The following is a 14223-nucleotide window of genomic DNA, read 5'->3' as shown; positions in this document are numbered from 1 at the left end:
AAAGCCGTTATGGCCTATATAGCTTAATTCTTATTTTTGCTTTTATTACTTCTGGAGGCACTTTTTTCCTGAGATCGCTTTGGTAACTTCTCTCCTATCTTCGGGTTTTGCTTTTTCCAGAACGGCTGTCCCCTGAACTGGTCCTCCCCGTGCGCGTGAACCATCCGGACATGGCACGAAGGAATTGGGCAGGTTTTACAGGAAGAGAGCGAAGCTAAAATGAAGGTCAAAACGATAAGGGTAAGCAGTCTGATCTTTGCCATGGTAAAAAGAGTTAATAGCTCCTACAAAATTATGGAGCTTATACATCCATATCATACAAAATTAATCATTTTCAGCTATTAAAACCAGTGTTTTTACCTCATCTTAAGTGCAAAATAAGATCGTTAAAGCGGATTAAATCCGTTTATGGTAAAACCTCCGTCAACTGTTAGTGTCTGACCCGTAATATAGCCTGCTGCCGGCATGCATAAAAAGGCAACTGCGGCCGCTACTTCTTCCGGTTCACCAACTCTTTGCATGGGGGTTCTGCTGATAACCGCATCAGCATAATCTTTATTCTGCAGCACTGTTTGGGCTAAGGGTGTTTTGATATACCAGGGGGCAACGGCATTAACCCTGATTCCATCCATCGCCCATTCTGCTGCCAGGTTCTTGGTGAGCTGTGTGAGGGCTGCTTTTGTCATGCCGTAGATAGCTCCTGTGCGAACATGTGTCAGACCGGCTACCGATGTGACGTGTATGATGTTTCCTTGCTCAGAAGCTCTTAGCATAGGCAAAAAGAGCTTGTTCAGATCGAAAGCTGAGCGCAGGTTGGTATTCATTACAAAGTCATACTCTTCAGCTGTATATTCTTCAGTTGGTTTTCTGATATTTGTTCCAACATTATTTACAAGTATATCCAGGCTACCCCAATGGCTTTGTACTTCTGCTAAAAGCGTCTGCCTGTCCTCAGGTTTGCTGACATCAGCAGTTATACAATAAAGTTTTTTTGAATCGTTTCCGTATTTTTCAAGAAGCTTTTGCAGATCTTCCTGCTTTCGAGCTACCGCAACTACTTCAGCGCCCAGATCGAGCAGTTCCTTTACTATTGCTTCACCTATCCCCTTTGATCCACCCGTTACAACTGCTTTTTTACCGGTTAATAACCATCTATTATTTGGCATGAGTTTTCGTATATTAATTATTATACAAGTTAATATTTTATTTTTAAAGGCAGTATCGGGCTAATTAAACTTATACAAAGTGTTTGCGTGTTTATATTTTCATATCGTTTATATTGCAATGCTTTTAACTGCTTCCTAAACCAATACTATCTATCCTTATGAATAAGTTGTTTCTTACCGTGACCTTAGCTTTTACAGCCCAGCTTGCTGTGGCTCAAACAGCATCTAAAACGTTATCTGGCGTTGAAGCTCAGAACAACATCAACTCATTGGGTACTGATAACATCAATGGTATGGTAAGGACGTATGACAACCGGTATGAAGGCGTTAGGGGTACACCGTATTTCATAGATCAGTGGGGGGAGGCAAAGATTACGCTTCAGGATAACAGGATGTATGACAGGGTAGTTTCCAAATACAACGTTTTTGAGAACAACCTTGTTTACCGCAACAGCAAAGGCACACTTTATATTTTAGATGCGAACAGTATTGTGAGTTTTGAACTACAGGATTCACTACATCTGAATACGTATGTTTTCAGGAAGATAAAGAATAACCCAGGCATAGATGCGAAGGATTCTGATCGTTTTTTCATAATGGCCTATGAAGGGGGAAAATCAACGTTAGCTGTGCTACCTCAAAAAGATATGATCAAGGCTGATTTCCGAGGCGGCTACAGTGCCAGCAGAACCTATGATGAGATCGTAACGGATCAAACTTTTTACTTTGTTGCGAATGGAAAAGCTGCCGAAAAAATAAAACTGAATAAGAAAAATTTACTGGCTTCCCTTTCAGACAAAAAGAATGAAATAGAGCAGTATCTGAAGAAAGAGAATATTGATGCTAACTCTCAGCGAGGCTGGGTTCAAACGTTAGCTTATTACGATAAGCTATAACTCATATCACTTTAAAAGCGCCCACTGAAGGCGCTTTTTTTATTTCTGACTCTTACCTGAAATTCTGTCCCAGTAAGTTTTTAGATATTCCTTATTGATTTTTGGCCGGTTGTTAATTTCTTCGAATTGCATTGCTCCTGCTTCATCCTGCCAAACATGGTAAACAAATACATATTGCCCACCACCTTTGCGCCACCCGTCAAATTCCCCAAACCGGAGGTCATTTATGTAAATGCCTTTATCTTTTGCTGGTTCTACAGTATAATAACCTTTTGTGATCCCGAGAAGACGCTCTAGTTTTGGGTTTCCTCTGTATGGTAACAACAAGTCTTTTTGCTGTGCATCAAAGTCAAAACTGATTCTTTTTGTCTCATCTGCCAACGAATAAAAGCCGGTATAAAAGCCGTTTTCTCCTTTAGCTGTCACAGTCCACAGGATAGTATTTAGAGGAGTTGGTTTGCTGATGTAGGAAGTATACGTTAGATTTTGATTCAATAAGGCCTTTTCAAACACCTGGTTTGCCTGGTATTTAAACACGAACGATAAAAGTAAATACCCTGTGCTGATGCAAAGTGCAGTATTATTTAGTTTACGACGCGTGCTGCTGTTTTTATTATAAAAGGCAGCCGCAACCACGAAAGCTATAAATGGGATCGTGTAAAGGGGGTCTATCACGAAAATATTGTAGAATGCGACCCCATAAGTGTTGAAAGGCCAGAATAACTGGGTACCCCATGTGGTGCAGCTATCTAAAAGGGCATGCGTAGTAAAGCCCAGGAAAAAGAGCAGGGTCCAGCGCCAAAAGCCAGCAGTATACTTATAGTACAAGCGGTGCAGTAAGTACCCAAGTATTGGCGAAACAAGAACAGCAAAAAAGAAAGAATGCGTAACGGACCTGTGAAAGGTGAGTTGCTGAACTGTATCAAGCCATGGACTTGCCAGTACATCGAGATCAGGAATAGTGCCAGCGATTGCTCCCCAAAGCATCGCTTTGTTACCCATTTTTTTACCTGCTACTGCCTCCCCAACTGAAGCCCCTAATACAATTTGTGTTAAAGAATCCATTATATTTTTCGAAACCCTGGCTGCAGCATAATCATTTTCATTTGTTCATTTTATCTGGCTAACTCCCCTATGGGCAACATGTTTAGGCTCGCAAAGGTATAAACTCCCAATTCGGGGTCTGAAAACTCCTGCAGAACAAAACATACATGGACCAGATACTCTATTTAATACTTGGTGTTATTACAGTTGCATTAGTTTCTTATGATCTCATTTTTACGACTTTTGCGCCTAGAGGCTCAGGCTTTATTACAGATACTGTAACTACTTCTGTATGGAAGTTGTTTAGCTTGTTCTGCAAAGTTACAGGAAGCCGGGTATTGTTAAATGGAGCCGGTATTATTATCGTTTGCACGATGTTGATACTATGGGTACTGCTGCTATGGACGGGCAACATTCTCATTTTTATGTCTGATAAAAATGCTATAGTAAACAGCACGACCAACATTCCTGCTGATCTGAATGAGCGGATCTATTACACCGGCTACATCCTTTCAACTATGGGTAACGGTGATTTTAAAGCCGGTACTGACGGTTGGAGAATCTTTTCTGCACTGATCTCTTTCTCCGGATTGATCCTTATTACTATTGCCATTTCTTACATGGTGCCTGTATTGTCCGCCATTACGGGCAGGAGGGCGTTAAGCATACGCATCGCAGCTATCGGAGATAGCCCACAGCAAATGTTGTTAAACAACTGGGACGGCAAGTCTTTTGAACGACTAAATGACCAATTAAGCGGAATGGCGCAAAGTATAGCTGAGCAGGGGCAGTTGCACCTGGCTTATCCGGTACTTCATTATTTTCATCAAACTGAAAAAAGAGTAGCGCTCCTACCAAACTTAGCTGCATTAGACGAGGCCATAACGCTATTGCTGCTCTACATACCTGAAGATTGTCATCCGAAGCAGCAGCAAATTATTCCACTTCGCAAAGCCATTAGCACATTTTTAGAGTCCCTGACATCTATCTTTTTAAAACCTGACAATACAGATGTACCAGCAATCGATATTTCGGAAATCAGGCGCAAGGGAATACCCTTAAAACAACCCACGATTAAAGAGTTAGAGCAGCTTGACCTGCGCCGCAAAACACTAAAAGCAATGGTAGATAATGATGGCTGGAGCTGGAATGAAGTGGACAAGCCCTCTTTCAATAAAGAAATGGACCTGTCCTCTATACTTTAACGAATAATTGGAGCTCGTTTAAATTCTTTTGTTCTGTCAAACAAGTATCGGTATGTAACGTGTGTCTTATAAATACGGCCCCCTAATTGTTCTACAAGATGCATCATCTTAGGGTTAAAATCCCCTATCCAGTTCATCTGTAGGTCGACATAAGGTATGTTAGGGTTCTTTTGAACTACTTTTCCTGCCTCCAATATCATGGCTGCTTCTACCCCCTTGCTCTGATGCTCAGGAGTTATCCCGAACACAATGCCATACATCGTGGTACAAGCGCCTCTCCAGCGATGGTAAACAAGTTTTAGCTTACCCCACAGGTTCATTTTACCATTTACATATTTAAACAGCTTGTTCAACTCAGGAATTGCTATAAAGAAGCCAACAGGATCTTCGTTATAGTATGCAAACCACATGATACGCTCATCAATAACCGGTTTAAGCGAATTCATGATTGCGTTAGCCTGTGCCTCGCTCATCGGCTTTACTCCTTCGTGCTTTGCCCAGCCTTTATTGTAAACGGTCCTGAAGTCTTCCGTGTATTTCTTTAGGTTAGACTTATCCATGTGCTTGAAACTATAGGCCTTGTCCTGAAAGACGCGTTTCGCTTTTTCGGTGTTTTTTTCAGGCAATGGATCATCAACCTTGCGGTAATATGTGTATTGCTGAAAGTATAGCTGAAAACCATAGTTCTCAATTAGTCGCTGGTAATACGGGAAGTTATAATGCATTCCATAGTTTGGCGGGTAAAAACCATTTACCAGAAGCCCCCACCATTTATCCCGCTCGCCAAGATTAATCGGGCCGTCCATTGCTTCCATGCCTCGTTCCTGTAACCAGTTTTTACAAGCATCAAGCAGCATGTTTGCCGCCTCCTGGTTGTCTGTGCAATCAAAGAAGCCCATGCCTCCAGTAGGCTGTTCAAACGTGTTAGCGGTTTTTTTGTAAATAAAAGCGGCCACACGGCCGATAGATTTCCCGGCGTCATCCTTCAATATCCAGCGAATAGCCTCACTATCACGGAGCAGTTTATTTTTTTTAGGGTCGAAAACGTTATTGATATCCTTATCTAATGGACGGATATAATTAAGGTCTTTTTTATATAGCTTTACCTGTACCATCAGGAATTCCTGTGCCAGTTCAGGTGTAGTAACTTCTATTAGTTGCATGAGTTGATAGTTGATAGAAATGCTAAATAAGTCATTATCCTAAAAAAAACATAATAGCAGCGCGAGGACACAAGAGGTGAGGCAGCCTAAAAAAGAGAAAGCCTTCAGAAAAATCTGAAGGCTTCGCTCTGAAAGAGCCCCCTGCCGGGATCGAACCAGCGACCTACTGATTACAAGTCAGTTGCTCTACCAGCTGAGCTAAGGAGGCTTGTACTTAATATGTTTGAAAAAAGCAGCTGAAGTACAAACATCTGCTTTCTTTAATAAGAGCCCCCTGCCGGGATCGAACCAGCGACCTACTGATTACAAGTCAGTTGCTCTACCAGCTGAGCTAAGGAGGCTTTATTGGGCTGCTTTAGTGTTTTAAAGCGTTGCAAAAGTATGTCGAAGTTTGATATGTTCCAAATCCTCTTACAATATTTTTGCAACGCTTTTGGTAAGCTTTTGAAAGTCAAGGGGAAAAATTTATCCCTTAAAGGCATTTAATTGGTGTTGCAGCTTATCAATACGACTTTGCGCATCAGTAATCCGGCCTTCGTACTCCTCCCGAAGTTTATCTGCATTCTTAGACCTTGCAAAAAACTCAATATTTGTACGCAACGTCTGGATGTCGTTTTGCAGCTGGGAAATTTCACGACGAATTGTCTGCTCCCGCTGGTGTAGCTTTTGTCCAGCATCCGGACTGTGTTTCATGCGCTCTACCTGAAGCTTCACAAGCAGGTCTGATCGTTCCTGTAGTGAGAGCTCTGGAATCCGCTCAAGATATTTTTCCATCAAAGCTAAAAACTTATCCTCAGCCTTCGGACTTGTGCGCTGGTTACCCTTATCCAGCAAATTCCATTGTTGCTTGAAATACTCGAACTCCTCCAGTGAACCAATTGTATTGGGCTGAGCCAGTTTACCGGCCAGCTTGTCACAGAGTTCCAGCTTTTCAGCGGACAACTTTTCAACTTCTGCGCTCTTTTGCTGCTCAATGGCTTGCTTTTTATCAAAAAATTCGTTGCAGGCAGCACGGAAGCGTTGCCATATCTTATCAGAATACTTGTCAGGCACACGACCTACAGTCTTCCATTTTTTCTGCAGTTGTATGAGTTTTTCCTTTGTGGCATTCCAATCAGAACTATCTTTCAGGTTTTCTGCTTCTTCACATAGCTCTGTTTTAATGCGCAGGTTTTGCATTTTCTGCTCATCAAGGTTCTTAAAGAATTGGTTCTTGTGCTGGAAGAAAGCCTTATAGTTGCCCCAGAAGGTTTTATTTACCTCTTCGGCATGTTCTTTCGGTACTAAACCAGCTGCGTCCCACTCTTCTTTGAGCTTTTGTATCTCATCCGTTTTGTCACGCCAATCATTTATGCGATCCGTGTTAAAGTTCTGGTATTCCTGTAATCGCTCTAGTATAGCACGTTTCTTTACAAGATTTTCCATTTCTTTCTCACGGCGTTCGCCCTGGTATGCACGGCGCTTCTCGTGTACTTTTTCTGAAGCTTGTATAAACTGGTCCCAAATAACGTCGCGTTGCTCATTTGGAACCGGTCCAATATTTTTCCACTCTTCATGCAGATGCCGGAGTTCCTGCAAAGCCTTGTTAATAGACTCTTCTCCCGCTAATGCTTCGGCACGCTCTATTAGTTGCAATTTGGCATCCAGATTACGCTTACGGTCCAGCTCCTTCAGTTCAAAGAAAATGCTGCGGTTATTATAAAATATGTCCAGCAGGGCGTGGTACGAATCCCACATTTCCTGGGCAGTGCCAGCAGGTACAGGGCCAATAGTTTTCCATTCTGCCTGCAACCTTTTCAGCTCTTCGTAGCTGTTTTTTGTTTCAGCTGACTCAACCAGTGACCTTAATTCAGCTAGTATTTGTTGCTTACGCTCCAGGTTTTGCTGCCTTTGTTTTTCGGCATTTTGCCTTTGCTGATGCCGTGAATCACGATATGATGTTAAAAGCGACTCCAGGTCCTGGTGCTCTTTTGGCGGGTGGTAATCAAAATCTTCTTCCGTCCCCCCCTCCTGCTTAAATTTTTCTAAAGCTTCGGCTCGTTCTGCCTGAAACTTAAGATCATACTGCTTGTGTATTTCATTGATCGTTCTGTAACGTTTGGCAGCCTCAGCACTCTTTAGTTTTTCTTTCAACTGCTGACGAAGCTCCTCCAGGGAGAGTTCACTATAATCAGTTGCGTCTTCTTCCTCCTCTTCCTCTTCGTGGTGCTCTTCGGTGTCTGCTTTTACTTCTGCTCCGCTTACTTCAGGTGCCGGTGCAGTGGTCGTTTCTATGCCCGATTCTGCTGCTGTTTCGGGCTGCTGCTTCTCCTCGTCTTTGATATCAGAGTTAGCTGAAGCAAATTCCTGTGTGATTTTTTCCGATGAGACTGCTTCCTGCTCTGATTTTAGTTCAGGCTTTATTTCAGGTTGTTCCTCTTTAGGTACTTCTGCCGATTCAGCTTCATTTTTAGCCTTTATTTCAGCCAAACGCTGTTCCACAATATCCATCGGGGATCCTTCTCCACCTTGTTTTAAATTTTGTTCATTTTGATCCTCTGGCTTGTTGGCCTCGGCTCCGGTAGTGTCAATATTTTTGTTATCAGTTGTCATGACTATAATTTATAGGTGCAACGTTTAAAGCGTTTAGTTTAGGCGTGGGTCTACGGGATAATTGGAAAGTACTTTATATTTGCCGCCCATTTGCCGCAAAACGCTACGCCAAAGTTTATCTGCCTCCAATTTAAATAATTTATTCGCAGCATTGTTATTTACGATCCAAACATTTTCATCAATCTCCTTCTGTAACTGCCCTGGTGTCCAGCCGGAGTAACCTAAAAAGAACTTGATGTCTGAAGTGGAAATAATACCTGACTCTATCATCGTGCGCAACGATTCAAAATCTCCTCCCCAATATATTCCTTCTCCAAGCTTAACTGCTTGTGGTAATTGCGGCAATTTGTGCACGTAGTGCAGCGTATTATATTGTACAGGGCCACCAATCCCTAACTCAACATCAAACGACTCATTGTATAGATCAATGACATCTGAAAGCTTCAGGTTAGACACCCGATTCAGTACCAGTCCAAAAGTGCCTTCTTCTTCATTATGGTTGCACAACAGTACAACGCTCCGTTCAAAGTTAGGATCGCCCAGAAATGGCTCTGAAATTAACAGGCTGCCGCTTTGTGGTTTCATCAAACTAGCTTCTTCCTTCATATATTCCCTCATTTTTATAGCACTTGCTTTATGAGCAACTTAATTGGCTTCTATACCTAAACCTGCAAAAAGTGTTTAGTTCTTCTTACGGAAAAAAAGATAATATTGTATCAGAGTTTCATTTTTTAAAGCTAAACCTGCTTTTTATGCTCCAAACATTCTAATAATTGTGGATGTTATTCTCAGCGGCTTGCCGTTTAAAGTTTAAAACAGGAGATATTTTTATAATTTTGACAAAACTGGAACATCTATGACACTTTCGCATGATATTTCTGCTATCAGAAAGAATTATTCTAAACAGGATCTTACGGAAAATTCCGTACTAGCAGACCCTGTTCATCAATTTAAAGTATGGCTGCAGGAGGCTATTAATGCCGAAGCAGAAGAGGCTACCGCATTTGTGTTGTCCACTGTAAACGAGTCTGGTCAGCCTTCTGCACGTGTGGTCCTTCTGAAAGATGTTGATGGGGAAGGCTTTACTTTTTTTACCAACTACGATAGCCGTAAGGGCAAGGAACTTGAAGTAAATCCTTTTGCTGCTGCCACTTTCTTTTGGGCTTCCCTGGAGCGGCAAGTGCGTATTGAAGGACAAGTTGAACTGATTCCTGCACAAAATTCAGACGATTATTTCCATAGTCGCCCCAAAGGCAGCCAGATTGGTGCCTGGGCTTCACCGCAAAGCCAGGAAATTGAGAGCCGCCATGTTCTGGAAGAGTCTGATAAATATTACTCGGCTAAGTTCTCTGATGCAGAGATAATTCCACGACCAGCCCATTGGGGAGGGTATAAATTAATTCCTCACCGCATCGAGTTCTGGCAAGGGCGGCCAAACAGGCTGCATGACCGGATCATGTATGAAAGACTAAATGGAAACTGGCAATTAAAACGCCTGGCTCCCTGAACTTTGCCCGCTGATAAAGATAACATACCTCCTAATTAAAACGACCTAATGGCTGAAATACTACCATTAAAGGCTTGGCGCTATAACGACGAACTGAATCAGAATATCGATCAGTTAACCTCCCCCCTGTTTGATGTGGTCTCTGCAAAGCAGCGCGAGGCCCTATATCAGAATCTGATCAATAGTATACACTTGTCTGTGCCCAGAGGAGATGCCCCGTCTGAAGATGCCGCCAGTCTGCTACAAAACTGGAAGGATCAGGGGGTGTTGGTGCAAGATCAAATGCCAGGCATTTATGTTTATTACCAGTATTTCAGGCTTCCGGGCAGCGACAAAGACTATTGCCGCAAAGGTTTTATATGCAATATAAAAGCTTATGACTGGCACGAAAAAGTTCTGCTCCGACACGAAAATACCATTCCAAGTGCTGTAAACGATAGAATTGAGCTTCTGGAGAAAACAGAGCTTAATACCAGCCCAACCCATGGACTCTATACGGATCCGGAATTTACACTGGAGCGATACATGGATGAAAGTATCAAATCACCACTTTATGAAACGGAAGACTACCAGGGTGTTCGTGATGTATTGGCTGTAATTCATGACCATGCTGTGATAGGCTTGTTTATGCAAACGCTAAAGGACAGACAGGTTTTGTTGGCAGACGGCCACCATCGGTATGAAGGTTCATTAGAGTATCGTAAAAAGATGATGCACCTAAACCCGCAGCATACAGGTTATGAGCCTTATAACTATCACCTGATGTATCTAACTAATTCAGAGCACGATGATCTGCGTATACTTCCTACTCACCGCTTGCTGGAAAATATCAGCATGACAGATGAGGAGTTTCTGGAGGCATTAAGTACTTATTTTGTAATTACGCCTAAAGAAGATGCTTACGAGCTTAATGAAGTAATTACAGGCAAAACATGGGCTTTTGGACTGTACCTGAGTGGTAATGCCTATAAGCTTCGGCTGAAGCCTGAGGTACACCATTTGATTGAATGGGACATACCACAGGAAGTGAAAGACCTGGACTTGACGGTGATGCATTATTTTATTTTTGAAAAAGTATTGGGCATTGACCGGGAAGCACAGCGAGATTACAGTGGCCTGAGCTATGTCCGTAATTTTACAGAGTGTGTCAGTAAAGTGGACGCAGGTAAGGCCAGGCTTGCACTGATCACCAACGACGTATCAATGGAGCAGGTGAAGCGTGTGTGTTACAGTGGTGCTATTATGCCACAGAAATCAACATTTTTCTACCCCAAAGTTATTTGTGGGTTCTTATTCAGTTCAATAAAAACAGATGAATTTATTACGGCCGCTAGTGCTTGCTTCTAACTCCCCCAGAAGAAGAGAACTTTTAACAGGTTTAGGCCTGGATTTTATAGTGCGTGTGAAAGAGGTGCATGAGGATTTTCCTGCAGATCTGACAGGCGCTGCCGTAGCAGAGTTTCTGGCCTCACATAAAGCAGAAGCTTACCGAAACGATCTTCAGGATGAGGTGGTAATTACCGCTGATACGATTGTTTGTGTAGGGGATAAAATTTTAAATAAACCACAGACGCATCATGAGGCCGCTGAAATGCTCCGTTTGCTTTCCGGTAGATCGCATGAAGTAATTACGGGTGTTTGCTTATTAGCCAGGGAGACAAAAGAGGTATTTTACGATACCACCAAAGTTTACTTTAAGGACTTGTCTGATACAGAAATAGACTTTTATATCAACCACTATAAGCCATTTGATAAAGCGGGTGCCTACGGTATTCAGGAATGGATTGGTATGGTAGGGATAGAACGCATTGAAGGGTCATACTTTAACGTTGTCGGCTTACCGGTACAAAAGCTTTATTCGAAGCTAGTGGAGCATTCTTTTATTAGCTGCTAAACAAAAGCGGCTTACCTTTGCAAAAAGGCCCAATTCAAAATTATTTATATCAGCAAGTAACATGTCAATCATAAAATTATTCCTGGCACCCGGAAAAGAACACTCTCTGAAGCGCCTGCACCCCTGGGTATTTTCCGGTGCAATAAAAAAGGCAGATGGTGAGCCAGCGGAAGGTGATATTGTGGAAGTATATTCTAATAAGCACGAGTTTTTAGGAATGGGGCATTATGCTCCAGGTTCGATTGCCGTTCGTATTTTCTCCTTCGAGCAGGTAGAGCCGGATTATGAATTCTGGAAAGGTAAAGTTCAGAAGGCCTACGATTACCGCCAGCGCCTTGGATTAACTGAAAACCCACATACTGACGTTTACCGCTTAATTTACGCAGAAGGAGACGGCGTACCCGGTTTGATCGTGGATATGTACAAGGACACAGCTGTAGTGCAAACACACTCTGTGGGTATGTACCTGGTGAGAGAGCATATTTCAAAAGCACTGCAGGAGATTTATGGCGAAGCCCTTGTAGCAGTATATGATAAGAGTGCGGAATCATTACCGGCAAAAGCGCCTGTTGCTCCCCAAAATGGCTACTTATTCGGAGAACCAACAGGTGGTGTAGTAGTCACTGAAAATGAGAACCAATTTTTTATAGATTGGGAAGGAGGCCAGAAAACCGGTTTCTTTATAGACCAGCGGGAAAACCGCGACCTGTTGGCACGTTATGTAAAAGATAAGTCGGTGCTCAATACCTTTTGTTATACAGGAGGGTTTTCAGTTTATGCACTCAATGCAGGAGCTAAATTAGTGCACTCTGTAGATGTATCTAAAAGAGCAATCGAACTGACAGAAAAGAATGCAGCATTAAGCCAGGAACCTGAGCGGCATGAAGCCTTCGCGGTAGATACCTTTGAGTTTTTAAAGGGCAAGGAAAACATGTATGATGTGATCGTCCTAGATCCTCCGGCCTTTGCTAAAAGTCAGAAAGTGAGGCACAATGCTGTAATGGGTTATAAAAGACTGAATGCCGAAGCTATGAAAAAGATCAGGCCCGGAGGTATTCTGTTTACTTTCTCCTGCTCACAGGTAGTAGATAAGTACCTGTTCAATAATACCGTTATGGCAGCAGCTATTGAAGCAGGCAGAAACATTAAGATCATGCATCACTTGTCTCAACCGGCAGATCACCCTATCTCAGTATTTCATCCGGAAGGAGAATATCTGAAGGGCCTGGTTCTGTTTGTTGAGTAACCAATTTGATGGAACTATTTTATACCACCTCATTGCAAGACTTGTACTTGCAATGAGGTGGTTTTTTGTTTAAAATAAATTTGTTACTAACCAAGTAATCCTGTTTCTGGTAGTTCAGGTGGTAGTTCCATCCGAATGCGCCACTCCTTTGGATAGTAATTATTGATACGGTTACCAATCTGTTTTGCAAAACCTAGCGGGACTCCCTGGTACTGCAGCAACAACCAGTCATTCCCCCCTCCTTCAAGCGAAATATCTTCCTTGCGCAGGTACTTTAAGGCTTGTTCCAAGTTCAGGTCTACGCTACTAAACTTACTTTTATTGAGGTGCTGCGAAAGTGCCAGTGAATGCATTGGCTTAAGCTTTTTGCCTTTCACTTCTGCAATTTCAGTTCCGGCATAAATGACGTGCATGTTCTGGTAAAGTTCATCCAGGGCTTCAAAATGATTAGCAGGAATAGCAGATATTACCTCGCCCCACTGTAGAAACTCATATTTTTCGGACTCTTTCAGCCAGTCATGTACCAGGGCTTTTTCCTTTTTTCCTGCTACTGACAGCTTATACTTCTTCTTTCGCGACGAGCGGCCATGTTCCTGAGGTACACCAGCTTTACGTAAAACTGCAATAAAAAAGCCCTCACCCAGCACCTGGTGTGGGTAAAACCTGTATCCTTCAATGCCCTGTAACTGAGATGGCATAATTCCCCATTCCGGCTCCAGCATCAGTTTTATACTTTCTGAGTTCTCCTGATCAGCCAGCCAGGCAATATTCTGCTCGTTTTCAAGCTCGTTCCAGGTGCAGGTACTGTAAATCAGAATTCCTCCCGGTTTAAGTGCCTCCCATACATCCATTAAGATGCGCTGCTGTCTTTGGGCGCAAAGTTTTACGTTCTCCTCAGACCATTCATTCATAGCCTGCGGATCCTTTCTAAACATGCCTTCTCCGCTGCAGGGTGCGTCCACAACCATCACATCAAAGAAATCGGGTAATCGTGAAAATTGCCGGGGGTCATTGTTTGTGACGACAGCATTGCCGCTCCCCCACTTCGTGACGTTTTCTGCCAGTATACTTGCCCTGCTCTTGATCACCTCGTTTGCCACCAGCAGGCTGTCCGCTGAAAGCAGGCTAGCCAGGTGAGTCGATTTACCACCAGGGGCTCCGCACAGATCCAAGGCTGTAATCGGCTGGCTTAGGTCCAGCGTCTGTTTTAATGCCTGCTCCAGAAACATAGAGCTTGCCTCCTGTACATAATAGCAACCAGCATGTAAAAGCGGGTCCAGGGTAAACATAGGGCGTTCCGGCAGGTAAAAAGCGTTTCCAGCCCATGGTACCTTAGACAGGTTGGGGGTAGCAGATATCTTGGCGCTGTTCACGCGAATACTAACGGGTGCAGGTAGCCGTAGGGCTTCTTCAAAATTATTGTAACTGCTGCCGAGCATGCGCTCCATGCGTTGTTTAAAAGAGATAGGGAGTTCCATAGGTGGTGCAAAGGTACGGCAAAAACGAGGGA

Annotated in this window: 13 protein-coding genes and 2 tRNA genes; 6 read left to right on the top strand and 9 right to left on the bottom strand. The window is 43.0% G+C overall.

Annotated elements, in window-relative coordinates; genetic code table 11:
- Positions 1 to 23: 23 nt before the first annotated feature.
- Both ACSX1A_RS07235 and ACSX1A_RS07230 read right to left on the bottom strand, forming a co-directional pair.
- Entirely contained in the window at positions 24 to 263 is a 240-nt protein-coding gene (locus tag ACSX1A_RS07235; RefSeq protein ID WP_439882951.1) for a hypothetical protein, read from the bottom strand.
- A gap of 123 nt (positions 264 to 386) precedes the next feature.
- A complete protein-coding gene (locus tag ACSX1A_RS07230; RefSeq protein ID WP_439882950.1) occupies positions 387 to 1166 on the bottom strand; it encodes an SDR family oxidoreductase in 780 nt (259 codons plus the stop codon).
- 158 nt (positions 1167 to 1324) lie between these two features.
- Between ACSX1A_RS07230 and ACSX1A_RS07225 the strand changes: the two genes are divergently transcribed.
- Positions 1325 to 2062 carry a hypothetical protein gene (locus ACSX1A_RS07225; protein ID WP_439882949.1) on the top strand — a complete coding sequence of 246 codons (738 nt, stop codon included), beginning with the start codon at positions 1325 to 1327 and terminating at the stop codon, positions 2060 to 2062.
- A gap of 39 nt (positions 2063 to 2101) precedes the next feature.
- Here the strand turns inward: ACSX1A_RS07225 and ACSX1A_RS07220 are convergent, their stop codons facing one another.
- The gene (locus ACSX1A_RS07220; protein ID WP_439882948.1) at positions 2102 to 3127 is read right to left on the bottom strand and encodes a metal-dependent hydrolase; all 1026 of its coding nucleotides are present in this window, start codon (positions 3125 to 3127) and stop codon (positions 2102 to 2104) included.
- 146 nt (positions 3128 to 3273) lie between these two features.
- Here ACSX1A_RS07220 and ACSX1A_RS07215 point away from each other — a divergent pair, with 146 nt between their 5' ends.
- Positions 3274 to 4311 (top strand): ion channel, encoded by a 1038-nt coding sequence (locus ACSX1A_RS07215; protein ID WP_439882947.1) that lies wholly within the window; start codon positions 3274 to 3276, stop codon positions 4309 to 4311.
- Here the strand turns inward: ACSX1A_RS07215 and ACSX1A_RS07210 are convergent.
- The 5 genes from ACSX1A_RS07210 to ACSX1A_RS07190 form a co-directional block, all read right to left on the bottom strand.
- Positions 4308 to 5474 carry a hypothetical protein gene (locus ACSX1A_RS07210; protein ID WP_439882946.1) on the bottom strand — a complete coding sequence of 389 codons (1167 nt, stop codon included), beginning with the start codon at positions 5472 to 5474 and terminating at the stop codon, positions 4308 to 4310. The two genes, ACSX1A_RS07215 and ACSX1A_RS07210, sit on opposite strands and share 4 nt — an antisense overlap.
- Positions 5475 to 5609: 135 nt before the next feature.
- Positions 5610 to 5682, bottom strand: a tRNA-Thr gene (locus tag ACSX1A_RS07205).
- Between the two features lie 60 nt (positions 5683 to 5742).
- Positions 5743 to 5815 (bottom strand) — tRNA-Thr (locus ACSX1A_RS07200).
- A 124-nt stretch (positions 5816 to 5939) separates the two neighbouring features.
- Positions 5940 to 8066, bottom strand: a complete 2127-nt coding sequence (locus ACSX1A_RS07195) for a DUF349 domain-containing protein (RefSeq protein ID WP_439882945.1) — start codon at positions 8064 to 8066, stop codon at positions 5940 to 5942.
- Between the two features lie 33 nt (positions 8067 to 8099).
- Positions 8100 to 8684, bottom strand: a complete 585-nt coding sequence (locus tag ACSX1A_RS07190; protein WP_439882944.1) for a YqgE/AlgH family protein — start codon at positions 8682 to 8684, stop codon at positions 8100 to 8102.
- A gap of 238 nt (positions 8685 to 8922) precedes the next feature.
- Between ACSX1A_RS07190 and pdxH the strand changes: the two genes are divergently transcribed.
- The 4 genes from pdxH to ACSX1A_RS07170 all read left to right on the top strand — a co-directional run bounded on the left by pdxH (position 8923) and on the right by ACSX1A_RS07170 (position 12713).
- Positions 8923 to 9573 carry a pyridoxamine 5'-phosphate oxidase gene (gene pdxH, locus ACSX1A_RS07185; RefSeq protein ID WP_439882943.1) on the top strand — a complete coding sequence of 217 codons (651 nt, stop codon included), beginning with the start codon at positions 8923 to 8925 and terminating at the stop codon, positions 9571 to 9573.
- A gap of 48 nt (positions 9574 to 9621) precedes the next feature.
- Positions 9622 to 10920: a DUF1015 domain-containing protein gene (locus tag ACSX1A_RS07180; RefSeq protein WP_439882942.1), complete on the top strand. Its 1299-nt coding sequence runs from the start codon at positions 9622 to 9624 to the stop codon at positions 10918 to 10920.
- On the top strand, positions 10886 to 11467 hold the full coding sequence (locus ACSX1A_RS07175) for a Maf family nucleotide pyrophosphatase (protein WP_439882941.1): 582 nt from the start codon (positions 10886 to 10888) through the stop codon (positions 11465 to 11467). Before ACSX1A_RS07180 ends, ACSX1A_RS07175 begins: the two co-directional genes overlap by 35 nt.
- A gap of 61 nt (positions 11468 to 11528) precedes the next feature.
- Entirely contained in the window at positions 11529 to 12713 is a 1185-nt protein-coding gene (locus tag ACSX1A_RS07170; protein ID WP_439882940.1) for a class I SAM-dependent rRNA methyltransferase, read from the top strand.
- An 86-nt stretch (positions 12714 to 12799) separates the two neighbouring features.
- On the opposite strand, the gene ACSX1A_RS07165 is transcribed toward ACSX1A_RS07170, so the two are convergent.
- A complete protein-coding gene (locus ACSX1A_RS07165) occupies positions 12800 to 14191 on the bottom strand; it encodes a methyltransferase RsmF C-terminal domain-like protein (protein ID WP_439882939.1) in 1392 nt (463 codons plus the stop codon).
- Positions 14192 to 14223: the final 32 nt, after the last annotated feature.

Source organism: Pontibacter sp. MBLB2868 (assembly GCF_051904785.1).
In the GTDB taxonomy this organism is placed as follows: Bacteria; Bacteroidota; Bacteroidia; order Cytophagales; family Hymenobacteraceae; genus Pontibacter.
The sequence above is the reverse complement of the archived record's forward strand: the minus strand, read 5'-3'. Positions and strand labels throughout refer to the sequence as shown.

Coding starts and splice junctions, on each gene's coding strand:
- ACSX1A_RS07235 (WP_439882951.1), bottom strand. CDS start 263: ATGGCAAAGATCAGACTGCTTACCCTTATCGTTTTGACCTTCATTTTA.
- ACSX1A_RS07170 (WP_439882940.1), top strand. CDS start 11,529: ATGTCAATCATAAAATTATTCCTGGCACCCGGAAAAGAACACTCTCTG.
- ACSX1A_RS07225 (WP_439882949.1), top strand. CDS start 1,325: ATGAATAAGTTGTTTCTTACCGTGACCTTAGCTTTTACAGCCCAGCTT.
- ACSX1A_RS07190 (WP_439882944.1), bottom strand. CDS start 8,684: ATGAGGGAATATATGAAGGAAGAAGCTAGTTTGATGAAACCACAAAGC.
- ACSX1A_RS07230 (WP_439882950.1), bottom strand. CDS start 1,166: ATGCCAAATAATAGATGGTTATTAACCGGTAAAAAAGCAGTTGTAACG.
- pdxH (WP_439882943.1), top strand. CDS start 8,923: ATGACACTTTCGCATGATATTTCTGCTATCAGAAAGAATTATTCTAAA.
- ACSX1A_RS07165 (WP_439882939.1), bottom strand. CDS start 14,191: ATGGAACTCCCTATCTCTTTTAAACAACGCATGGAGCGCATGCTCGGC.
- ACSX1A_RS07210 (WP_439882946.1), bottom strand. CDS start 5,474: ATGCAACTAATAGAAGTTACTACACCTGAACTGGCACAGGAATTCCTG.
- ACSX1A_RS07220 (WP_439882948.1), bottom strand. CDS start 3,127: ATGGATTCTTTAACACAAATTGTATTAGGGGCTTCAGTTGGGGAGGCA.
- ACSX1A_RS07175 (WP_439882941.1), top strand. CDS start 10,886: ATGAATTTATTACGGCCGCTAGTGCTTGCTTCTAACTCCCCCAGAAGA.
- ACSX1A_RS07215 (WP_439882947.1), top strand. CDS start 3,274: ATGGACCAGATACTCTATTTAATACTTGGTGTTATTACAGTTGCATTA.
- ACSX1A_RS07195 (WP_439882945.1), bottom strand. CDS start 8,066: ATGACAACTGATAACAAAAATATTGACACTACCGGAGCCGAGGCCAAC.
- ACSX1A_RS07180 (WP_439882942.1), top strand. CDS start 9,622: ATGGCTGAAATACTACCATTAAAGGCTTGGCGCTATAACGACGAACTG.